This is a genomic window from Colwellia sp. Bg11-12, from assembly GCF_014076955.1.
Lineage (GTDB): Bacteria > Pseudomonadota > Gammaproteobacteria > Enterobacterales > Alteromonadaceae > Colwellia_A.
Genome location: NZ_JACGUZ010000036.1, coordinates 1 through 22176, shown reverse-complemented (window position 1 = coordinate 22176; position 22176 = coordinate 1). Strand labels below are relative to the sequence as shown.

Sequence of the window (22176 nt, the reverse complement as noted above, 5' to 3'; positions counted from 1 at the left end):
GCGTAGCTGTTTTTGGAAAATCTTGATAAAAATAAGACGGGTACAGAGGTTGTCATTTTTTTTATTGATAAAAAAACAAAAAAGGTTAAAAAATTAGTTTACTTTATCTTTTAACCTGTTTATAGTTGCCGAGTTATTTATTCGCCTCTCGTTTATTTAACCAATTATGACACGTAGTTGTTATTTGTTATGATTAATGTTTTGTCTTTCCCTTTCACAGTCAGCCATCACTCAAATTATCAAGCCTAAATTGTTGTCTGAGGTTATCAAGATTTATTATTCTCTTGATCAGATATTTATAAATATCTAAACGTTTTCACACAGTAATATGGCTTTTATTATTAATGCGCAGATGCGCAAATTAAAGAGTTTTATTATGTCTTATACATATAAAGGAATGATTTATTCAATTAAATCACCTATTAATTCCATTTCAGTTAACAAACATAATGTTGTTGTTAACGATCAAAATGGTACAAAGTTAATCAAGTTTGGCAATATTACCGATTCTAAATGTTTTTTAGAATGGGTATACCAAGCTTAGTAAGCAAGATAAACCCTCAACTAATCACTATTAGCTGAGGGTATGATTTTAATAACAATGCAGTTCCCCCCTTAAGCTTTATCTAAATATATGCCATTGAGTTTGGTTTAATTTAAAACAACTTCTCCCCGTGCATTAAAATTTTTTGTAACTAGTGCAACACCATAGTGACAATACTTTCTTCCCTATCAATTGTTTACTCACATTTCATAACCTGATTTTATAGTCAGTTAATATTTCAATATTACTGCTGCGTATATCGTGGTGCCTAGCGCGAGAACCACTCTGAGTAAACGTTAAATTATTGCTCTTCTCCTCCTATATAAATTTAGGGTTTTACGGTAGATTATAGTGATCAAATAAGATCTATTATTTTGTTTGCAGAACAGCCAAAAGCATCCGAAGACAGGAAAAGTATAAATGAACAATGTTAAGTATGAAGGTATAAACTTTCAGCCAACTAAGATTGTCTGCATCGGCAGAAATTATGTAGAACATATCGAAGAGCTAAACAATGAGACACCCTCTGAGCCTGTAATTTTTATTAAGCCTAATTCTGCTATCTCTGATCATATTGAAAGTAATCAAGATGAAGAAATACATTATGAAGGTGAAATTAGTTTTATCATTGAAAACAATAAAATCTCTGGCATTGGCTTTGGCCTAGATCTAACTAAAAGATCAGTACAAAAAGTACTTAAGTCTAAAGGGTTACCTTGGGAGCGAGCTAAAGCTTTTAATAAATCGGCGGTATTTAGCGAGTTTGTAAGGTGTGGTGATGATTATAAAAGTTATAAAATGGAACTATTTATAGACAACCAGCTTAAGCAATTAGCCAATTATGAGCTTATGATCAACAAACCTGAAATATTAGTTGCTGAAATACAAACATTTTTAACACTTGAAGATGGCGATATCATTATGACAGGTACGCCAAAAGGTGTTGGAGTCATAAACTCAGGTGAATTATTCACCGCTAAAATATATAAAAACGAACAAATTATTATTGAAAAATCATGGTGTGTTGATTCATTGTACAGCGAAGAAAAGTGACATTTAAGTAAAATTTGTAACTTGTTAGTAGCTTCTAACATCAAAGCGTAGAGTCGGGGTGTTTAGCTAGCTGATTAGCTCAGTAATAACCTAACGAAGTTACATAACCTTTTTAGATTTATCCTTTTTCCTTATTACTTGAAGATATTATGAACATTGAACCATTAGATAAACCTTATTCTGATTTGAGACTTGCTGCCATGGCGCCTAATACGTTTATGGGGAAAATTCTTAAAATTTTTGGCCCTTTGTTAGATAAGTTATTAGGCATAAATAAACTGCGTAATGTTTATGAGTCTTGTCAATTGTCGGGGTTAGACAAGCAACAGTTTTCACAGAAATTACTTGATGGCTTAGGTGTTCAGGTGTCAGGTGTTAACGGTGTTTTAGAAAAAGTACCACAAAGTGGTCGATGTGTTGTCGTTTGTAATCACCCCTATGGCATGATTGAAGGCGTTATTATCGCTCATTTGCTTACCGCATTTCGTTCAGACACCCAAGTAATGGCGAATGTTGGTTTACAAATATTTAAGGAAATTAAAGGTTATTTCATTTTTGCCAACCCTTTAAAACCAAAAGCCAAGATAAATACTCTGGCAATAAAGCAATGTTTTAGCCACCTTGAAAATGATGGTTTGTTGGTTGTATTTCCTGCGGGAAGGGTTTCGTTTTTTCAGTCAGACAAACAAAGAATAACCGATGGTGACTGGAATCGCTTAGTGATTAAACTTGCCCAAAAAACACGGGCACCTATTTTACCTGTTTTTATTTCTGGTACTAATAGTCAGTTGTTCCATCGTATGGGCAGAATTTACTACCGCTTTCGACTGCTGATGTTGGCCCATGAAATGTTTAAATTACAAGCGCATAATATTAATTTAAAAACCAATAATTTACTCTCAATTAAGCAACTTAATGAATTTAAGGGTATTAAAAGAATGAATGATTTTGTGCGGTTACAATGTTACTTGAATGATGAAAATTATTTTACGCCTTGGCTTGAAGATGACGCCTCTATGCCATTTAAAAATATTATCCCAACCGCAGATAAAATCACAATTAAAAGCGAACTTGCTCAGTTGCCTGATGAACAGCATTTATTAGATTTTAAATCATTCTCTGTTTATTATGGCTATCAAAATCAAATGCCACTATGTGTACAAGAAATCACTCGGTTGCGTGAAATAACCTTTCGAACGTTAGACGAAGGGAGCGGTGAAATATGTGATACCGACAAGTTTGACGCAACGTATATGCACTTATTTATTTTCGATCATAAAAATGAAGAGATTATTGGTGCGTATCGAATAGGGCAGACTGACCTTTTGCAGAATAAGGGAGGCGTATCACAACTTTATCTTTCGCAGATGTTTAATTTTAGTGCTGGTTTTATTAATCAGCAGCAACCTTGTTTAGAAATGGGGCGATCATTTATTATTGCAGCACACCAAAACAGTTTTCATGGCTTATTATTATTATGGAAGGGTATTGGTGCGTTTGTTTGTCAAAACCCACACTATAGAACATTGTACGGCACGGTATCATTAAGTAAATTATATGACCCTCGTTCAGTTGCCTTAATAGATGAAGTTATGGTGACTAACAAAGATGGAGTTAACGCTAAAGAAGCATTTAAAGGGAAACTTCATCCAGAAGTAAAAGATTTTATTAGCGCTGCCCCTGTCGAGCTAAATCAGTTGTCGGCATTAGTGATGGGAATAGAAGAAGACAGCAAAGATATTCCTGTATTATTGAAGCAGTACCATAAATTAGGGGCTATATTTCATTGCACCGGCATCGATGTTAACTTTAATCATACGCCGGGTTTATTGCTCAGTGTTAATTTACCCGAGGCGCCAGAGAAGCTATTAAAACTTTATCTAGGTTCATCTAAAGCGGCTTATTTAAACTATGATAAAAGCTAAAAGTAAGTGGTTCAACAAGTGCGGTTAAAGTGATTATAAGTGTTAAGTCAATTCAGGTCTTTGTTCTTTGAAACAGGCAACGGTATGAGATTTCTGCACAACATTGTCAAAATACTCGAAACAAATTTCATTTTTCTTAGATAAGTCACTGTTAACAGATATATGTGAAATACTAACGGTTCTCGCATCTTCTCTTTGCATATTTACAGAATACTGACCATTTTTTTCTGTTGAAAAATGAAAGTCTCTATGTTGATTTGAATGGGGGTTATTTATATCTACTGTACCGATAAAACGAGATCTTCTTTTTTTACTGACATCAATAAAGTCAATACTTGATGAGGTGATAGGTAAGTCAGCCTTAACATCAACACTTACATCAACAAGTTCACTTCCATCCCATTTTACACAATGAATCGTTGGGTCGTCTTTTGATAAAGTATCAGGAAAAACACACAGCTGAAAAGGTTGAAACACCTCTAAATCCATAACTTTTAATTGCTTAATAACACTTTCTTGGTTTTGCAATAAAGAAAGAATAAGCTGTCCACGACTCATTACATTATCTTTATTTATATTAACAACTGCTTGGTAATTGTTGAGCAGCGCGAGCGACATTCCTTGTTTAGTCACAGCAATCCAAGTTCCACCGCCCTGTGGGTCTATAGGGTAAATAGCATTATCAATTTGATGTGGTTGAGGGGGCATAGCCAACAAACGCGTGCGCTGTTCGTCACGATTAAAAAACAATTCATAGCCATTTTGATTAAGTAAATAGGTTAAAGTACACATTTAATTCATCACTGGCATAGTCGTTTGGTGATTGTTCGTCTCTTTATTTTTGGCATCAACAGGCCGTTCACTGTTTTCTCTTAAAAAAGTTGCTGTTGCGGGAGCTAAGCCAAAGTTATGTGGTAGCTCTGTTGTTTGTAGCGAATTTTTTTGAGTAAGAGATATTTGAGCAATCATGGCAAAATGGTGAACTGCATGGCTGCCGGCAAAAACTAATTCTCTAACAATGGTGGTTTGTACTTTTTGAACATTTTCATTGGCTATTGAAACTTCTGTTGATAACGTAACTATCTTACTTAGGTCATGCTGAGAAAGGTTTTTGATCCAAACCGCTATTTCAGTTAACTTCCCTGCAGCAAGCTCAGGAGATGATTCTATTTTACTCCCTCGAACTCTAGCATCATAGTTAATCAATTTGCTTTCTACACCTGATATTATCGCTAAATAATGATCAATAATATGCCGCATATGAGCACCTGCGGAACTCATAAAGTTAGGCGATGGGATTTCTGCATAATTTTTTTTAGATACCGTATTAAGGTACTGCTGAGCTTGTTCAATAATGCCTAATTGACTCATGATCATGCTGTTAGTTTTCCAATTGTGAATGAATTACTTAGACGTACGACTTTTTAAGATAGCTTGCATAAGATCTTCTGGTACCTTGGTGGCTTGATTTGTTTTAATAAATCCTGTTTGAGAAATTCGAATGGCATTTACATAGCCCTCTACATAATTTCTACATTCGCGGCACATGCTTAAGTGCAGTTTAAATGTAAACTTTTCAACGTAAGACAAGTTTCCTTCATGATAATCATACAAAAAACCATCAACCTCTTCACAGGTCAACATACCAGGCATATGTTGGGTCATTAATCGTTTAATCATTAACATGTCAGTTTACCTTCCAATTATTTTCTACGCTTACTCTGTCTTCCTGTTCTAAAATAGCTCTTAAAAGTAATCTGGCCCGGTGTAATTGTGTTTTAACCAAAGCTTCAGACACGGCTAATATTTCGGCAGTTTCTTTGGTGTTCATTTCTTGGATGTCTCTAAGCAGTAAAACGTTACAATATTTCTCAGGAAGCTGGTAAATAATCTCACTAAGCGACAACTTTGCCTCACTTTTCTCAAAGAGCACTTCAATGTTGTTGCTTAAGGTATCGTCTAGATTATTACCTAGCTCATCAGCAAACACGGTTCGTTCACCGTATTCATTGTACTGCTGAGAAAACGCTTCTAATGATGTGGTATTTTGTCTCTTTCTTTGTCTAAGCATCATTAATGCTTCATTAACGGTAATACGGTGTAACCAAGTAGAGAGCTGTGAATTTTTTTTAAATGAGGAAATGTTCTTAAAAACTTGAATAAATGCTTTTTGCAAACACTCTTGTGCATCGTCATCAGTATAAAAAAAACGACGTGCAACGGCATACATTCGATCACTGTATTGACGAACGAGTGTTTCATAAGCCAAATCTTTATTGTCTATAAGCCCTTCAATCAGTTCATTCTCTTTGTTTATGTCCTGGCCTAAAATTGCAGAAGGTTTTTTTTTCAACAACGTTGTAACCTTTTTAAGTGGGCAGCATCAAAGTGGTAACTTAACGAATAATTAATCTAAAATCACTCTTTAATTTATCACCACTCTTGAATGTGATTTTTTGATAAGGAACAAACATGAAAACACAATTGATAAAAATGCACGCTGTGTTAAATAAAACACGAGAAGTCGATTTTTTAGCACCACTGTTATTAAGAATGTATTTAGTGCCGGTATTTTGGATGGCCGGTACTAAAAAAATAGAAGGCTTTGAAGGGATTGTTGAATGGTTCGGTAACTCTGAATGGGGCTTAGGACTACCGTTTCCCTTTCTAATGGCTTTTTTAGCCACAGCTACTGAGTTTTTTGGCGCAATAGCCCTTTTTTTTGGCCTTGCAGTAAGATGGTTTTCACTACCTTTGATGTTCACTATGGTTGTCGCGGCAGGTACCGTGCATTGGGACAATGGTTGGCAAGCGATAACCGATCCAAGTGCACCTTTTGCTAATGAGAGAGTTATTGAAGCATCTAATAAATTGGGCATCGTAAAAGAGGTACTGCAAGAACATACTAACTACGACTATATAACGTCAAGCGGTAGTGTTGTGATGCTAAATAATGGTATTGAGTTTTCTGTTACCTATTTCATTATGTTGCTCGCATTACTGTTTTTAGGAGCAGGGCGTTATGTAAGTGCTGATTATTGGCTTGAACGCGCTTTATATAAAGAGCAAAGAGCACTATCTTTATCATCATCAAATAAAGAATAATTGTGGTCAAATAGTGAATGAAATTCTAAGATTAAATTCACTTTTAAATCTTATCTTTGACGATTCTAACGATGCTTAGTTTTTTGATAACATGCGGGTTAGGTAGGGAAGTTAATGCAAAAGGTTACTTTTGCATTTCATGTTTTGAATAAATGTTCTCTATCGTGCCATTGGCTTTCAACTTTTTTATAACGTCATCAACTGCGTTTTTGAGCGATTGATCTTTAAAAGCCATATGTGAGTAGGTAAAAGGCCATAAATAATGCACACTGAAGTTTTTACGGGCTACGTTTATATCGTTATTGTAATACTTGTTGCTTAAATCGTACCAAAATATATTGATATCGCCGACTCTAATATCCTTTTTCCCTGAAAGCATGAGCTGAGTCGTGTTTTTAGGGTGTGCATGCTCAGAATATTTTGAATTTTCAGCGACCATTTGCTTAAAGTCCTCACCGAGTAACTCTGTTGCTCCTTGGTATGCTGCAATCGACTTCCCTTGTAAATCAGATATTTTATCAACTTTTAATTGTTTTGACTTTTTCGATATAGCAACGTCTCTAAAGCGAAATACAGGTTCAGATAAATAGGCATTTACCTTTGAGTTAGGAAAAACGTTCGAAGCAACATCAATTGACTTTCCGTAGTTAATTTCATGCAATATCCGGTTATTACTCATGGATATGTATTTTACTTTGTATTGAGGAAGCTGTTTGAATATTTCATCGATGATCTCAACAAATAAACCTTTCGTTCCTTTCTCAATAAAAAATGGAGGAAAATTACCCACTCCGACTTTTATTACTTGTTGCGCTATTGACGTTGTAGAGAATACAAGGAAATAGATGAACACGAGGCGACATAATGTTTTTGGCATTTATATACTACAACTTACGAATAATTAAATATAAGTGTAGTCAAATAATTGTAAAGAAGAAAACTAAAAATACTTAATAAAATTAATTTTTTTATTAAAATTCAGTAAGTTTTAGGTATTTTAGCCTATTGTAAATATGAAGATATTTTTACGGTACTAAGCCGAGTTATTTGTCTTTAATTTGTTGTTTAATACCGCTAAATTTCAGTTATTTTTTGTTAACAAAAATAAACTCTCTATTTAGTCTGTGATTGCTCTATAAAGCTTACCTATAACAGCGTAGGATATTACAACTTTAGATATGAAATTAGGTTTGCACTTAGGTGCACTAACATAAAAAATTATGCAATCAACAGCAAAAGCATCACTTACCAACGCTCTACTTATTTCTATTTGTACACCTGATTTTAAGGGTGATGAAGCAACAGAGTCACTTGCAGAACTTGCACGTTTAGTGACTACCTTAGGATTTAAAGTAGTTGGCACCCAGTCGCAAAAGCAGAGTTCGACTAAAAAAGTTAATGTATTAGGTTTAGGGAAGCTGGCAGAAATAGCCCATCTTACCGGTAATCAAGGGGTCGTTGAAGGCGTAGAAGACGATGAAAATTTAGCAGGTAAAGCCGAACTTACCCTTAATCCGGCAGATATCCCTTCAGAAAACCTCCCGTTTGGCTGTGCCGACGTCGTGGTATTTGATTGTGACTTAAGCCCATCTCAGCTACGTAATGTTGAGAATCAATTAGGCGTAGAAGTATTTGATCGCACTGGCATTATCATTGAAATATTTAGTCGTCATGCCCGTACCAAAACAGCGAAATTACAAGTTGAAATCGCTCGCTTAAATTACGTGGCGCCACGACTTCGTGAAACATCATGTGGTGATAAAGAACGTCAAATGGGTAAAGGCGCTGGCGAAACGACGCTAGAACTAAATCGCCGTGCAGTGCGCGATCAATTAGCTGAGCTTAAACGTGAATTGGTTAGTGTTCAACATGAAATGAAAGGACGACGCACCCAACGTTCAGAGCTTTTTTGTGTCGCTTTAGTCGGGTATACGAATGCGGGTAAGTCCTCAATGATGCGAGCGATAACGGGTAGTGATGTTGCGGGTGAGAACAAGCTTTTTGCAACACTTGATACCACGGTTCGTGCCTTGTATCCTGCCACTCAGCCACGAATATTAGTGTCAGATACGGTTGGCTTTATTAAAAAGTTACCACATGACTTAGTTGCTTCATTCCATTCAACCTTAGCAGAAGCGCATGACGCTTCACTATTGTTATATGTAGTAGATGCATCAGATCCTTCTTTTCGTTCGCAACTCGATGTCGTGCACGAAGTACTGGAAGAGGTGGGTGTAGAAGACAGTAAAAAGTTATTGGTACTGAACAAATCAGACCAACTTAGTGCTGAGCAACAACAAGCACTGATTGAAGAATTTCCTGATGCTATGATGACCTCAGCTCGTAATCCGCTTGATATCGCCAAACTGCATAAATATATTGTTGGCGTTGCTGAAAACGAAATGATTGAAGAGGAAATTGTTATTCCTTATACCGCGAAAGGCATTATAGGTGAAATTCGATCCAGCATGAGCGTTACAAAAGAAGATTACGACTACAGTGAGATTAAGCTAACAGTAAGATCTAATGCAATTGATTTAGCAAGACTAAAAAAGCGCATGCTGAATTTATAAAATAATGCCTGTGTTATTTTACTCGTTGGAATTGGAAATTTATAAAGAAGTCTTCACATACACTTAGATAAAGCATTTCGATGATTTGTTCGTGTAGAGTTAGAAAGTTAATTAACTATCGGCTCTACACTTATTTTATTTTCAAGCCATTTTACCTGAGCTGCCTCATGGTCTCGCTTAAAAGCACACGTTTTATTTGACACTTCAATATTCACCCCAGAAAGTATCGACTTGTATACCGACAGCTCAAAAGTCTCCAAATGTTTATTTATAGTACTCTCTTTATCTAACCAGTTTTTATTGAGTTTACCTAACAAATTTAAATGTTGTTGTAGCGCTTGATTAATGCGATCTATTTGTTGGGTATTTTCGTCTTTAAGATTATTAGCTTTGCGTAATAACTTATATATTCTCGGTAGACGTCTCATTATTTTGTCAGCTTTCTCACTGGCACTTATTTTTAATTCTTCAGCGGTATTGACCCAATAATTTAAATTCAAGTTTGTCATTGCCCCACAACGAGACCCTAAAGTGCCCACACGAACTGAGCCACCGGCAAGCACTGAAGTTCCAAAAACTTTACCATCTGCTTTTTCATTGGCAATATTGCCGACCCATAAATCACCTTCCACAATAATTTGGCTATGAGAAATATATTGGGTCACTTTAATATCATTTTTTGCAAAAATATCAGCGTACTGTACAAACTGCGCACTAACATCACCTTCTGCTTGAAGTACTGTGTTGTTCTCTAAATGGTTATCTTCATAGACTTGGCGCCCAATAATTCCTAGAGCAATCGATATATTACCACCTGCAGCGATCGATGCTGATTCAACTATTCCGCCTATAACTATGTCTTCACTCGCAGATAATTCCATGCCTTCGCAAACATTTCCTTTAACATAAATCGAACCATCAAAACGGATGTTACCTGTGCCAACATCAATGTTTTCAACTTCGAGTAATGTGTTAACCGTGACACTATTATCTAAATGTTTTGGCATACCATCAATTGTTGCAATGAGAATGTTATTGTTTTCATCTGAAAAAGATGAACCGTCAGACTCTTCCAAAACTGACATTTCACCTGATACAGCATCAGTAATAGTTCCGAGGACATCAAAACCGTTAACACCAGCGGTTGGCGGTATTAACTTAGCTAACTTTCTACCTGTTTTTACGTGAATTAAATCACCTAATTCACGCATGTCTACATTGCCATTATCGAGTTTCTTTGGACACATAATGCGATCTGCGGGGTCATCTACTAAATATTTTATATATCCATCTTTTCCACTTGTGCTGGCTTTCCCCCTTGCTATTTCAGTTGTTATACTTTTGCCAGATTGAAGGTGTATGCCATCTTTAACAATATTAATGAGGTTTTCTTTAATGATGCCTTTGGTTATATTGTTTTCTTTTAATATTTCTATAACATTTGCATTTTTTATCTGTTTGCCGCCATACCCTGCAGTGAGTTCTAAGGTCACAGACATGTTTTCAGGGCCTATAGTGACAGTTAAACTAGCATCAACAGCATGAGCAATAATTAAAGAGGTGCCAGAGTTCTCTTTTTTCTCATCATTTTCATTGGCTTTTGCCACTTCTTCCAGTAGTAACGCCATTGCGCCGTCGATAAGTAAAAAAGCAGAGTACTCTGATAATTTAAATGCTGTTTGTAGTTTTTTGATGTTAGCTTTAGGCTGGCCTTCAACAGGAGTGATGGTCATTAATAAATCTTTACCTTCACTTTCAAGGGTTAACTTTATATCGCACATATATTTGTCATCGACTTTTATCGCATTAATAAATTAGGTGAGTTATGTTTATTTTCTTATCGTTACTTAATAAATATATACAGTAAAAGAAAGGTGTTATTAAGTTTTTTGATGCTTTTTTAGTTTTTCAATACGTTATTTATTCGTTCGATATTACTGTACACCCAACCTACCATAGGTTGATATTATATTATTTTATTTAATAAGTATTTAGAGTAGATTTTCTGGTAATAGTAACTATCCTTTAATAATAATAATTCATGGGTTTTATTAATGGAAAGAGCGTTCAACACATTTATTGCAAGACAAGCTATTTTAGATATAAACCTTAAAACGATAGGTTATGAACTTCTTTTTAGAGATAGCTTAGAGAATGTATTTAAAGAGTCATCTCCTGAAAAAGCAACTTCAAAAGTCATACTTCAAAATCATATTCTGGGTAATTTAACTGATGTTTGTTTTGGCAAGTTAGCTTTTATTAATTTTGATGAGTTCACATTGCTACAAAACTCGCCCTTGTTGTTTAACCCAAAAGATATCGTTGTTGAAATTTTAGAGACCATTAATATTTCAGACGAGCTTATTTTTAATGTTTCTCAGCTCCATAAAAAAGGCTATAGGGTTGCGTTGGATGATTATGACTTTTCAAGTAAATGGGATAGCCTTTTCCCTTATATTTCGATTATTAAAATTGATATTGAAGAGGTTTCTTATGATCAAATTAAGGAACTTAAAAAACGATTACATTCTACAGAGAGTCAAATAAAAATAATTGCTGAACGTATTGAAACTAATGAGCAATTTCAGCAGCTGAAAAAAATCGATATTGACTACTACCAAGGATACTTTTTTCACAAACCAGAGATAAAGTCAGGTACCTGCGTATCTCCTTTGAAAATAAATTTAATTCAACTATTTTTAGAAGCTTATAAACCAAATTTAGATTTTGATCAATTAACTCAAATTATTAGCCGTGATGTTACTTTGGTGAGCGGAATATTAAAGTTGGTTAATAGTGCAGCAGAGTGCGGTAATATTGAAATTACTTCTATTAAACAAGCTATTACCTATTTAGGTACAAATAAAATAAAGCAGTATGTCGCGATAATATCCATGTCGACATTATCATCTGAAAGTTCACCAGAGCTTTTTATCGAGTCATTAGTTCGTGCTAAAATGATGGAGCTAATCGCTGAAGAAAAACCACTTAGCCATCTCAAAGATAAAGCCTTCTTAACCGGTATACTAAGTAACTTAGACGCCATACTAAACATACCAATGAAAGATATAGTGAAAGACTTTATTTTTTCACAAGAAATTAAATTTGCCCTCACTAATGAGCAAGGAGAGCTATCTGAATTGTTAGCGTTGGCGAAGTATTATGAAGCGCCTAATAGCCAAAAGGGGCGGAGTTTTATTGCAACGGATAAGATCTCTGAAGCTACTCTTTTAAATTGTTATTATGAAGCATTAAAGTGGGGAGTGAGCATTGTCTAAGACTTCGCTCCTTTAATGATTAAGAGTGACAAAGTCGTGAAAGAAATAGCATCTTTTGCCATAGACAATCATCATAATAACGTATTAATAAATTTAACAATTAATTTTAGGAATATCTCGCCAGTTACTGGTGTACTGAGGACTTAAAAATTGGCGTTTCATTTGCCATGAGTTTGACTTTCCTTCAGCGCCTAACGTCAATGTACCTTGTCCGTAACGATGATTAATCGCATCAAGGCAATTCATTAATATTGGGTTTGAACTATCAGATAAAAATAAATCAGCTTGTCGGTATTGCTTGCTTTCAAGCACTATAGCACCGACACCACAGCGATAAAATTGTACACCTGAAATAAAAATTTCTGCAAGCATTAAGCTTACCGCTGTTGCAATATCGCAGCTATTATCTGTCGCTATGGGAAACGTATAAACCATTGTTTGTTTGTAGTAGTTTTCATCATGAGGTGAGCTTGATGCGAATATTAGCAGTTTTTTAATGAGCGAAGATTGTTGCCTCACTTTCTTAGCAACAATCGTACTATGGGTTGTTAAAGCTGCTTGTAAAGAATGAATATCGATAATACGCCGACCAAAGCTACGAGTAGAGAATATTTCTTGCTTAGGGGCTTTAATATCATCCCACGTTAAGCAACTTACACCATTAAGTTCATTGACGGTACGCTCAGTTATCACGCTAAATTGTTTACCCATAAACTTAGGGCATTGCATTGATAATTGGTGAGCGGTTTTAATGTTTTGCTGTATTAGCCGTTGAGATATTTTTTTGCCAACTCCCCAAACGTCATTCACGTGCATTTTTTCTAATATGTTTTTAGCACTTTGCGTATCATTAATAACCGCAACCCCCTTGTAGCCAGCCAGCTTTTTTGCTGCGTGATTAGCCGCTTTGGCTAAGGTAGAGGTTGTACCAAAGCCTACACCAACCGGCAAGCGAGTTTCTTTCCAAATAGCACGCCTAATTTCATGTCCGTATTGATGCCAATCTTTAATAACATTGCTGTAATTCTTAAAATGTAAAAATGATTCGTCAATACTATACACATATTGGTTATCACAATATCTCGCAATAACGTTCATCATTCTTTCACTTAAGTCGGCGTACAACTCATAGTTAGAAGAACGAACCACAACGCCATGTTTCTGTAATAATGCTTTTATTTGAAAGTAGGGCGTAAACTTTGGAATACCCAATCTTCGAGCTATTGGACAAACAGCACAAATACAGCCATCGTTATTGGTTAAAACAACGACAGGTTTATTTCTTATGCTTGGGTCGAATACTTTCTCGGCACTGGCATAAAAAGACACGGCATCAACTAGTGCATACATGCGGTTAATTCAGGTGCTGGGTGATGAAGTCGAATAGAACGTGTGACTATGCCTTCTAACTGAAAATCATCTTCGGGCTGAATACTAACCGGTGCAAAATCTTTAGATGCAGATAATAGCCGTGCTTGTTTTTTATCAATTAACTTACAGACAAAACAACCATTGTAATTTGCCACAATGACATCACCATTTCTAGCTGTGAGCGATCTGTCTACAATAAGTAAGTCGCCATCATAAATGCCCACGCCCTGCATAGATTCACCAGATGCTTGGCCAATAAATGTAGCGTTAGGATGTCTAATAAGGAGTTTATCTAGTGATAACCCCAGTTCTTTATATTCGGCTGCGGGTGATTCAAACCCTGAAATACCTGCTTCAATGTAAATAGGAATAACGTTCATCACTTAAATCTCACTGTGTTTTTATACAGTATAGTTTTTAAGTTGATTTTTGAAAAGAATAATTTAAATATCTTACAAGTAATGATTGCTTTCCTTTTGAAATAGAGACGTTAAAATCAGCCCAGCATTAATTTACAGGGTTAATATACATGCATGAAAATGCGAATTCGTTAGTGGTTCTTGATTTTGAAACTACAGGACTATCACCAAACCAAGGTGATAGAGCCATAGAAATAGGGGCAGTTAGAATTGTAAACGGTAAGGTTACCGACAAATTTCAATCGTTAATGAATCCTGGTTTTCGGGTTAGCAGTTTTATTGAACAATACACCGGAATATCTAATCAGATGCTCGCTAAGGTCGGTTCTTGTGATGAAGTGATGGCAGAATTTGCCGATTTTCTTGGCGATGATAATTTACTTGCTCACAATGCTTCTTTTGATCAAAAATTCTTGGACGCCGAGCTTAATAACATTTCTAGAAGATACTCGGGGCAATTTATTTGTTCATTACTTGTTTCGCGTAGAATTAACATAGACGCGCCTAATCATAAACTAGGGACACTTATTCGTTATAAAAACATTCCATCAAATGGGGCCTTTCACCGGGCTTTATTTGATGCTGAGATGACCGCAAAATTATGGTTATCGATGCTTGATGATATCGAAGAAAAAATTAACGGCGAGTTTGTGCCTTTTGCATTAATACAAAAGTTATCAAAGACAGCAAAAAGTGACGTAAATAAGCTGTTAGCTAAATGGTAACTTATCTTGTTGGTTTTTAATTTTTTATCTCAGGTATAATCACAGTTCAACGTTTAGTAGGGTTAACATCATCGACTACCCAGATAAAAAAGATCCAACAGAAATAAATGAGACATTGTCTTCTATAGCCGTATCAAATTTACAGCTTAAAATTGCGACCTTTAATTTGTTCAATTATCTTGAACCACCCAATGCTTTCTATGATTTTGAACGTATTTATAGTGCTGAGCAGTGGCGTAAAAAACAACATTGGATTGCTGAATATTTACGTGAGTATCAACCTGATATTATTGGCTTTCAAGAAGTATTTAGTCCTGAATCGTTAAAACAATTAGTTGCGGAGCAGGGCTATCATTATTTTGCAGTGGTTGATGAACCCCAAGTAATAGATGATTTTATTTACAAACGCCCGGTTGTTGCCATCGCTTCTCGCTATCCTATTATTGAGGTTGCTGCAGTAAAGCCAAATATTGAACTGGCGCAAACACTAGGTTTAACTCAGGACTTTTCTTTTAGCCGAAAAGTATTAAGGGCAACGGTTAACGTTCCTCACCTGGGGAGCTGTGATTGTTATGTTGTGCATTTTAAATCTAAACGTTCAATGATCGAACTTGATGAGCAAAACAAAAGTCGCTCGCCAGAGCAAACCATCATTGAAAGCCTAAAAGCACAAGTTGCTGGTGGTTGGGGCTCAACGATACAACGTGGCAGTGAAGCAACGCTATTAATGGTTGATATGATTGAGCGCCGTGAGACTACAAGTAATCCTATGGTATTAATGGGCGATTTTAATAACACCTTAACTGATGGTGTGTTAAGTCACTTACTGACAAATACCTTACGTTTTGTGTCGTCTATTGACCGTGACGCCTATCTTGCTCAATATTGTTTAAAAGATGGTTGGAATTTATTTCAAGCATCAATAATAAATGAAACGAGTAAAGAAGAAAAAATACCACGTACACCAACACATTATTTTGGTGCGAGTAGCTCTGTTCTCGACTATATATTATTGTCATGTGAGTTTGATGCCAGCTATCACGACAGCCTTTATCAGGTTAGCGGATATGATACTTACGATCGACATTTAATTAATCCCATTTTTGAGCGTGATGGCGAAAGTACCGATCATGGTATTGCGTTAGTAACATTGACGTTAAGGTCTTAAACGGTATAGGTCAGTTAAAAAGGGCATAACATTATGGCCTTTCTTCACGTAACTAAGTTAACCGCTTGAGGTCAAGTTTACTGCTCATTTTTAAATAAAGGGGTGTGTTTATTATTAATGGAGCCATAACAAATTATTGGCAATTATTTTTAGTTCAATGGTCAAGGGTACGTTATTTTTAGTAGAGGCGAGCGTGGGTGTTTGAATTTAATATAAATAGTGGATTGCATTTATAAGATTAATTTAACTTATATCCCCCATTTATCCATGATTTTTTTATAGGTTCCATCGGCTTTAATTTGTTGCAATGCGTCAGATAAATTAGCAACTATTGAGTTTGAGGTCTTGAGTCCAGTAGCAATAAATAGATCACCTGGGAAGTCATGTAGTTCAACGAAGGTTTTAATATCTTTCTTATCGAATCCAATACTTTTCATTTCACTGTCTATGGCAACAAAGTTAGTTAAAATAAAATCAATTCTTTTTTCAAATAACATCCCCCACATATATTTATAATTAACTGATAAATGCAGGTTGTCTTGAACCGAGAAACCAGCGTTCTTCAGATATTTTTCTGAATGATAGCCACGAATTGTACCAACAACAAACGATTTTGCTTCCTCAATATCACTAATGTTAATATCTGAACGGCTACGAAGCCCAACTAAGAAAGCTTTACTTTTAAATATTTGGCCAACCCATTGAAAGCTATTTTTGCGGTCAGCACTTTTCATTAAAGAAATCATGAAGGTATTTTCTTCCTTTAATGTCTGATCATAACTGCGAGCAAATGGCATTAATTCAATACTGCCAGAAAGTTTGGCTCGAACCATTAATGCTTCAATAATCTCAACTAAGACTCCAGTAGGCTTGTTATCGACACCCAAAAAGTGAAAGGGCGGTAATTCTTCAGCAACAAAAGTGAGTTGATTTGCATGGCTTACTAATGAAAAAGAAACAAATAAAAAGGCAAAAAAAGTTTGCTTAAATATATTTTGCATACCAGTTTTATTACTCATTGTGATTGAAGAAAGGCTCTATTGACTCTAGTGAGTGGTGTTAGTGCGTAAGTAGTGTATTAATAAAATCACAGCAATTGCAAGGTAAGAATATGGTTTTTCGATATATGGAAAATCTGTTGTCTACTCAATATTATATTTTTTGCTGTAATTAATAGCGGTTACTTTACTATTGCCGCAGTTGTTCATGAAGTTGGAGAGTCATTGAACCTCATTTCTTATTAACGAAGCTAGGGTTCTTTTCTTACCGGGGAATAGTAATGGCGTTGTACAGAAATTTGATTAGTGTGAAGCAAGGGCGTTGCAAAATGATGCTTTAGGGCTAACGTTAGTTGCTATTGAAACCTGTTTTCTTTCACTCGATTTTAGTTTTTTTCTATTACGAGTATGAGTCAAAGGTTGTTGATATAGATCACTTTAAAAATGTGAATGATAACTATGGGCATCTCATTAGTGATAAGTACTTGGGAAAAATAGCCGATATATTACAGACGACACTATTGATACCTTCATAAGTAGAGCTGACAAAGCGCTATATAATGCTAAGGGGCTTGGAAAAAATAGAGTGGAGACTATTGAGTAGCCATATTATTATCTTAATTATTTTTTGTTTATCAGTTAGGTATAGTTTATTAACTCAGCACATTTTTGTCGCTTGATTGGCCCAAACTATATGAAAAAAATTATATTTTAAGCTAATATTTATAAAAATGTGATTATGTGTCAGATTATGGAGAATAGAATGATTTATTTTAAATATTTAATATTCTCCGTTTTATTAATTTTTAGCCAAATGACTACGGCAAATAAAAATTTAAAAGAAATTATTTTGGTTGGTGACCCTTGGTGTCCATATAATTGTAAATCCGACACGTTAAATTCTGGTTATTTGATTGAACTCGCTAAAATTGCATTTAAGGAAAATGGTTATAGCGTTAAATATGAAGTAATGCCTTGGTCACGAGCTATAAATGAAGTGCTTAATGGCAGAGCTGATGGTTTAGTGGGGGTTGGTAAAAATGAAGTGCCAGCATTAATTTTTCCTTCCATACCCCAAGGTGTCGCAAAACATACTTTTTTCACGTTACCTGAATATAAATGGCGTTACTCAACCCTAAAATCACTATCCTTGGTTACTTTAGGTGTGATTCAAGATTATTCTTATGGAAATCTATATGAAGACTATATAGAGTTTAATGAAAACAATAAATTATTAGTACATAGAATTGCTGGCCTAAATTCAATTAATAGGCTAGTAAATACACTCGTAAAAAAACGTGTAGATGTCATTATTGAAGATGCTAATGTGCTTAACTATCATATAAAAAATAATAATCTAAATATTACTCTAGCAGAATCAGGCATTGCTTATGAAGAAGACATATTTATTGGTTTTTCGCCAAAAAATAAAGAGGCTAAAATTCTTGCAAAAATCCTTGTTAGTGAGCAACTAAAGCTGAGAGAGTCTAAACGACTTAATGAAATTCTAGCTTCTTATGGCATCAAAGATTGGAAGTAATTGGTGTTTTTATTCAAACCTATTATCGTGTTCAATACTCTTTTAACGATTACTAAGGCAGTTAAATAGGGGACTACGAACTGATACTTTTATATGTAAACGGTGCACGGTGTTAAATTGATATTTAGTTATGCGCAAAACTATTTTAAAACCACTTGTACTGTCCTAAAATCTTTCTTTAAGAATACCCTTATGTATACAGTTATGTTTGCTTTTGACCATTACATTAGCTTTACCACTAATATACTATTGTTTGCTCGCTTTCACTGAGAAATCGAGATAAAAATACTAGACCATAAAACTTGCATGAAATAATATTAATAAGTACTTGATATACCAAAAATATAAAAGCATTTATATTATAAATAAATTAAGCAATTAATGATTCTACAGAAAAAAGGTTTTTACTCGTAGAGTGAGCTTTTATGTAATTTCAAAAGAAACGAGCAGTTGAAGCTCATAATTATAAAAAGGAAGAAAAATGAATAACGTTTTAGCAACGGTTGTGATTACTGTATCTCTAATTTCAGGCTGTACAAGTGTTCCTATGGAATCACAAGCAAAGAGTGATTTAGCAAAACAGTACAATTCCCCATCAGAAGGAAAAGCTGGTTTATATGTTTATAGATCTGGAAGTTTGGGCGGAGCATTAAAAAAAGATGTTTGGTTAAACGGGGATTGTCTAGGTGAAACTGCTCCTAATATGTTTTTTTATGAAGAAGTCAATGGGGATAGTGAACTGAAAGTTTCTACAGAATCAGAATTTTCACCTAATGATCTCATTGTGAAAGCAGAAAATGGTAAAAACTACTTTGTGAGTCAATATATAAAAATGGGTGTTTTTGTTGGTGGTGCAGGTGTCGAATTAGTTGATGAAGAAAAAGGAAAAAGAGAAATATCAAAATTAGAAATGGCTATAAAAGGGAAATGTAGCTCATAACATAATAAATTAATCAAGAGGAATGAAACAGTTTCCTGTTTTGTTCCTCATCATTTAAGTAAACTGTTTTTCTATTGTCATGGGAAACTGCTTAAAGGATTATCGTGATTTCAAAATTACCTCGATGGGTAGAATATGGTGCGTTTGTTCTCGCATTCGTTGCGGGGTTTATTAACTCTATCGGACTTTTGGGCTTTAATCACCAATCTATTTCACACTTATCTGGTACAGCAACACTTCTTGGATCAGGTTCTATAAACTCAAGCTTTGCTGATACACTTCATTTGGCTCTCATTTTACTTAGCTTCTTATTTGGCTCTGCCATATCTGGCTATTTCCTCAAAAGTGGCTCGTTGAAATTAGGCCGCAACTACAGTCGTCTTCTTACCTTGGAAGCCATTTTTATTTTCGCTTCAATTTATTTCTTATCAAAGGGCTCGTTATTAGGCCATTATTTAGCTTCCGCTGCATGTGGACTTCAAAATGCACTTGTAACCACCTACAGCGGTGCTGTTATCAGAACAACACACGTAACAGGGATATTTACGGATCTTGGTCTTATGTTAGGCTCAAGACTCAGAGGTGAGGCCTTTGATAAAAGAAAAGCAGTATTGTTTCTACTCATCATTATGGGATTTATTCTGGGTGGGGTATTTGGTGCGTATCTTTTTAGTGTTTTGACGTTTAATGCTTTATTAATTCCAGCGGCTATTTGTTTGCTCTTAGCATTGTCTTATTCCATTTACAGTGCAAGGGCTAAAAGTTAAAAACTGTCTAGTGAAATCAGGGAAGTCCATTTTTCTATATTGTAATTGTATTGTTGTTTATCAAAAGGGTCTCGAATGTTTGCATAGAGGAGATTAGTTGGTACTTATGGCAAACGTCTTTTCTAAGCGCAGAGTCGCCGTTGACCGTCGGTCAGTGACTTTTCACACTTTAACTGACTCTAACGTTAGCCTCTTGTGGTTTTTACATTAATTGGCCTATTAGCCATCATTATTACCTAAATAAAGACAATGTAGGGCGTTCTCCAATTATCATTATTACCAAATAGCTAAGGTACTCATTACCATTGAAGCTGTAATTAGACGTTTTAATAGATAATAAATGACATTTATCAGGGAGCTTAATATTCCTAAATGATAACCTTAATACAAATAGAAGCGGTGTAGACATCTTTGATGAGTGGTAGTTAACGAATTATAAAGCTACTGTTCATGAGATCGATTCTACCCTATAGAAGATATTTGAAAAATAGGAGGAAACTGTTATGTACACAATGACTACGGCAACATATACAGATAAAATTGCGCTTAAAAATGTTGATGATGAACTTAAGAATAAGGGAGTTCCAACGGAAAATTTTTTCATCAATGAAAAAAAATTACAGATTAAGGTGAAGATGCCAGAGAGTGAAGAACAGGAAATAAGAGATATTCTCAATCGCCATGGACCTACTAATGTTGAATAAGCCGTGCTGTATTCGGTTTAGCTACTGACCGCAGAAATAGTGATAAATAGCTGAAATAAGAATCTGTGTTGAATGCTGAGTGATAGACTTTAACAATAGGGAAATAGCTGTGATTTTATATATTCGCATTGTTCTGACGTGTTCAACGTAGGCCAATAACCGAATAAAATGTCGTTTTATTGATACAAAGTCTAATCAAAACTCTGTTCCTATCGTTCATGACCAAGGTCCGACGTGTGGCATTTACTGTCTTAATGAGGAAATTACAATTTGAACTTAAGTCACCTATAGGTGACTTTTTTCATACCCCCGTTTCGTAATACGGGGGTAAAGTATTACGAATGGTAGATATTACCAAAAGTACTTTCTTGTCTCGATCATCTTGTATTTAATCTATGAATGGGCATTAACTATATGATGTTAGGGTTTAACTGAATACTTGTGTAGATTTAATGCCTATTTTAATAATATTGTTAAGATACCTATAAAAATAGGTGAAATACTATTCATAGTAAATATAGGTATAAAAAAACCGCAATTAAGCGGTTTTTTATCATAAACGGTGTTCTGTTTATCGCCAAATCTAAAAGTTACTAGGTATAACTAATGGATTAAAAAGGTCTTTATTTGGTGGAGCGGGGGGGAATCGACCCTGTTAATGACCCAGTAAAAACAATAACTTAAAGCAATATCAATTAGTTACTGTTATGTGGTATTAGTATTTGCCTGTGTTTGTTAAAGGTGTGTGGTACTAATGTGGTACTTATTTATGATTCATAGTCAGTTCGATTGCTAAGTGAGGAACTGAACCCGCGTCCATATTTCTATTAATATATATCAATTTCATTAAAATAACTTTTAATTTGCACAATGTTTTTTGTATTTCAATTGTATTGTTGTTTATTAAAAGAGTCTCTAATGTGCGCAAACAGGAAGTTAGCTTAAAAAATTTTCCCATATATTTTCTAATGAATTAGTCGTGTCATATTAGTGAGAAGTATTCGTAATATCCAAGTAGTGATAAAAACTAAATATTTATCGTTTCTAAATTGTTGAAATCATGTAA

General features: G+C 34.9%; 21 protein-coding genes. 12 read left to right on the top strand and 9 right to left on the bottom strand.

Translation table 11 applies throughout. The features are described from left to right. Positions 1-964: 964 nt before the first annotated feature. Entirely contained in the window at positions 965-1597 is a 633-nt protein-coding gene (locus H4J39_RS00605) for a fumarylacetoacetate hydrolase family protein (protein ID WP_182225524.1), read from the top strand. 149 nt (positions 1598-1746) lie between these two features. Continuing rightward, positions 1747-3522: a lysophospholipid acyltransferase family protein gene (locus H4J39_RS00600; RefSeq protein ID WP_220462084.1), complete on the top strand. Its 1776-nt coding sequence runs from the start codon at positions 1747-1749 to the stop codon at positions 3520-3522. Between the two features lie 42 nt (positions 3523-3564). Here H4J39_RS00600 and H4J39_RS00595 read toward each other — a convergent pair whose 3' ends face one another. Genes H4J39_RS00595 through H4J39_RS00580 form a run of 4 tightly spaced genes read right to left on the bottom strand, consistent with a single transcriptional unit; the run spans position 3565 to position 5878 of the window. Further along, complete coding sequence (locus H4J39_RS00595) at positions 3565-4314, bottom strand: NRDE family protein (protein ID WP_182225523.1); 750 nt, start codon at positions 4312-4314, stop codon at positions 3565-3567. Beyond that, the gene (locus tag H4J39_RS00590) at positions 4315-4899 is read right to left on the bottom strand and encodes a hypothetical protein (RefSeq protein ID WP_182225522.1); all 585 of its coding nucleotides are present in this window, start codon (positions 4897-4899) and stop codon (positions 4315-4317) included. Positions 4900-4926: 27 nt separating this feature from the next. Next, complete coding sequence (locus H4J39_RS00585) at positions 4927-5208, bottom strand: zf-HC2 domain-containing protein (RefSeq protein WP_182225521.1); 282 nt, start codon at positions 5206-5208, stop codon at positions 4927-4929. A gap of 1 nt (position 5209) precedes the next feature. After that, positions 5210-5878, bottom strand: a complete 669-nt coding sequence (locus tag H4J39_RS00580) for a sigma-70 family RNA polymerase sigma factor (RefSeq protein WP_182225520.1) — start codon at positions 5876-5878, stop codon at positions 5210-5212. Between the two features lie 116 nt (positions 5879-5994). Between H4J39_RS00580 and H4J39_RS00575 the strand changes: the two genes are divergently transcribed. After that, positions 5995-6627: a DoxX family protein gene (locus H4J39_RS00575; RefSeq protein ID WP_182225519.1), complete on the top strand. Its 633-nt coding sequence runs from the start codon at positions 5995-5997 to the stop codon at positions 6625-6627. 124 nt (positions 6628-6751) lie between these two features. Here the strand turns inward: H4J39_RS00575 and H4J39_RS00570 are convergent, their stop codons facing one another. Continuing rightward, positions 6752-7504 (bottom strand): ABC transporter substrate-binding protein, encoded by a 753-nt coding sequence (locus tag H4J39_RS00570; protein WP_182225518.1) that lies wholly within the window; start codon positions 7502-7504, stop codon positions 6752-6754. Between the two features lie 343 nt (positions 7505-7847). Between H4J39_RS00570 and hflX the strand changes: the two genes are divergently transcribed. Next, entirely contained in the window at positions 7848-9200 is a 1353-nt protein-coding gene (gene hflX / locus H4J39_RS00565; protein ID WP_182225517.1) for a GTPase HflX, read from the top strand. 107 nt (positions 9201-9307) lie between these two features. Here hflX and H4J39_RS00560 read toward each other — a convergent pair whose 3' ends face one another. After that, complete coding sequence (locus tag H4J39_RS00560; RefSeq protein WP_182225516.1) at positions 9308-10981, bottom strand: DUF342 domain-containing protein; 1674 nt, start codon at positions 10979-10981, stop codon at positions 9308-9310. 273 nt (positions 10982-11254) lie between these two features. Between H4J39_RS00560 and H4J39_RS00555 the strand changes: the two genes are divergently transcribed. Beyond that, positions 11255-12478 (top strand): EAL and HDOD domain-containing protein, encoded by a 1224-nt coding sequence (locus tag H4J39_RS00555; protein ID WP_182225515.1) that lies wholly within the window; start codon positions 11255-11257, stop codon positions 12476-12478. Between the two features lie 93 nt (positions 12479-12571). On the opposite strand, the gene H4J39_RS00550 is transcribed toward H4J39_RS00555, so the two are convergent. Both H4J39_RS00550 and H4J39_RS00545 read right to left on the bottom strand, forming a co-directional pair. Beyond that, a complete protein-coding gene (locus tag H4J39_RS00550) occupies positions 12572-13828 on the bottom strand; it encodes a Y-family DNA polymerase (protein ID WP_182225514.1) in 1257 nt (418 codons plus the stop codon). Next, positions 13816-14229 (bottom strand): LexA family transcriptional regulator, encoded by a 414-nt coding sequence (locus tag H4J39_RS00545; RefSeq protein ID WP_182225541.1) that lies wholly within the window; start codon positions 14227-14229, stop codon positions 13816-13818. The genes H4J39_RS00550 and H4J39_RS00545 overlap by 13 nt, the downstream gene beginning before the upstream one ends. Before the next feature lie 149 nt (positions 14230-14378). Between H4J39_RS00545 and H4J39_RS00540 the strand changes: the two genes are divergently transcribed. Together H4J39_RS00540 and H4J39_RS00535 are read left to right on the top strand one after the other, a co-directional pair. Further along, a complete protein-coding gene (locus tag H4J39_RS00540; protein WP_182225513.1) occupies positions 14379-14993 on the top strand; it encodes a PolC-type DNA polymerase III in 615 nt (204 codons plus the stop codon). Between the two features lie 115 nt (positions 14994-15108). Continuing rightward, positions 15109-16161 (top strand): endonuclease/exonuclease/phosphatase family protein, encoded by a 1053-nt coding sequence (locus tag H4J39_RS00535; protein ID WP_259368704.1) that lies wholly within the window; start codon positions 15109-15111, stop codon positions 16159-16161. Between the two features lie 248 nt (positions 16162-16409). Here the strand turns inward: H4J39_RS00535 and H4J39_RS00530 are convergent, their stop codons facing one another. Continuing rightward, the gene (locus H4J39_RS00530) at positions 16410-17162 is read right to left on the bottom strand and encodes an ABC transporter substrate-binding protein (RefSeq protein WP_182225512.1); all 753 of its coding nucleotides are present in this window, start codon (positions 17160-17162) and stop codon (positions 16410-16412) included. Positions 17163-17512: 350 nt separating this feature from the next. Between H4J39_RS00530 and H4J39_RS00525 the strand changes: the two genes are divergently transcribed. The 5 genes from H4J39_RS00525 (at position 17513) to H4J39_RS00505 (ending at position 21110) form a co-directional block, all read left to right on the top strand. Continuing rightward, positions 17513-17695 (top strand): diguanylate cyclase, encoded by a 183-nt coding sequence (locus H4J39_RS00525; RefSeq protein ID WP_182225511.1) that lies wholly within the window; start codon positions 17513-17515, stop codon positions 17693-17695. Positions 17696-17922: 227 nt separating this feature from the next. Continuing rightward, a complete protein-coding gene (locus tag H4J39_RS00520; protein ID WP_182225510.1) occupies positions 17923-18699 on the top strand; it encodes an ABC transporter substrate-binding protein in 777 nt (258 codons plus the stop codon). A gap of 481 nt (positions 18700-19180) precedes the next feature. Beyond that, positions 19181-19639 carry a DUF2846 domain-containing protein gene (locus H4J39_RS00515; protein ID WP_182225509.1) on the top strand — a complete coding sequence of 153 codons (459 nt, stop codon included), beginning with the start codon at positions 19181-19183 and terminating at the stop codon, positions 19637-19639. A gap of 104 nt (positions 19640-19743) precedes the next feature. Then, positions 19744-20406: a YoaK family protein gene (locus H4J39_RS00510; protein ID WP_182225508.1), complete on the top strand. Its 663-nt coding sequence runs from the start codon at positions 19744-19746 to the stop codon at positions 20404-20406. 503 nt (positions 20407-20909) lie between these two features. Next, a complete protein-coding gene (locus tag H4J39_RS00505; RefSeq protein ID WP_182225507.1) occupies positions 20910-21110 on the top strand; it encodes a hypothetical protein in 201 nt (66 codons plus the stop codon). The last annotated feature ends 1066 nt before the right edge of the window (positions 21111-22176 follow it).

Excerpts from the sequence above, each read along its gene's own strand:
- H4J39_RS00570 (WP_182225518.1), bottom strand. The coding sequence starts at position 7,504 with ATGCCAAAAACATTATGTCGCCTCGTGTTCATCTATTTCCTTGTATTC.
- H4J39_RS00605 (WP_182225524.1), top strand. The coding sequence starts at position 965 with ATGAACAATGTTAAGTATGAAGGTATAAACTTTCAGCCAACTAAGATT.
- H4J39_RS00595 (WP_182225523.1), bottom strand. The coding sequence starts at position 4,314 with ATGTGTACTTTAACCTATTTACTTAATCAAAATGGCTATGAATTGTTT.
- H4J39_RS00540 (WP_182225513.1), top strand. The coding sequence starts at position 14,379 with ATGCATGAAAATGCGAATTCGTTAGTGGTTCTTGATTTTGAAACTACA.
- H4J39_RS00505 (WP_182225507.1), top strand. The coding sequence starts at position 20,910 with ATGTACACAATGACTACGGCAACATATACAGATAAAATTGCGCTTAAA.
- H4J39_RS00555 (WP_182225515.1), top strand. The coding sequence starts at position 11,255 with ATGGAAAGAGCGTTCAACACATTTATTGCAAGACAAGCTATTTTAGAT.
- H4J39_RS00545 (WP_182225541.1), bottom strand. The coding sequence starts at position 14,229 with ATGAACGTTATTCCTATTTACATTGAAGCAGGTATTTCAGGGTTTGAA.
- hflX (WP_182225517.1), top strand. The coding sequence starts at position 7,848 with ATGCAATCAACAGCAAAAGCATCACTTACCAACGCTCTACTTATTTCT.
- H4J39_RS00530 (WP_182225512.1), bottom strand. The coding sequence starts at position 17,162 with ATGCAAAATATATTTAAGCAAACTTTTTTTGCCTTTTTATTTGTTTCT.
- H4J39_RS00520 (WP_182225510.1), top strand. The coding sequence starts at position 17,923 with ATGATTTATTTTAAATATTTAATATTCTCCGTTTTATTAATTTTTAGC.
- H4J39_RS00600 (WP_220462084.1), top strand. The coding sequence starts at position 1,747 with ATGAACATTGAACCATTAGATAAACCTTATTCTGATTTGAGACTTGCT.
- H4J39_RS00575 (WP_182225519.1), top strand. The coding sequence starts at position 5,995 with ATGAAAACACAATTGATAAAAATGCACGCTGTGTTAAATAAAACACGA.
- H4J39_RS00585 (WP_182225521.1), bottom strand. The coding sequence starts at position 5,208 with ATGTTAATGATTAAACGATTAATGACCCAACATATGCCTGGTATGTTG.
- H4J39_RS00550 (WP_182225514.1), bottom strand. The coding sequence starts at position 13,828 with ATGTATGCACTAGTTGATGCCGTGTCTTTTTATGCCAGTGCCGAGAAA.
- H4J39_RS00515 (WP_182225509.1), top strand. The coding sequence starts at position 19,181 with ATGAATAACGTTTTAGCAACGGTTGTGATTACTGTATCTCTAATTTCA.
- H4J39_RS00560 (WP_182225516.1), bottom strand. The coding sequence starts at position 10,981 with ATGTGCGATATAAAGTTAACCCTTGAAAGTGAAGGTAAAGATTTATTA.
- H4J39_RS00590 (WP_182225522.1), bottom strand. The coding sequence starts at position 4,899 with ATGATCATGAGTCAATTAGGCATTATTGAACAAGCTCAGCAGTACCTT.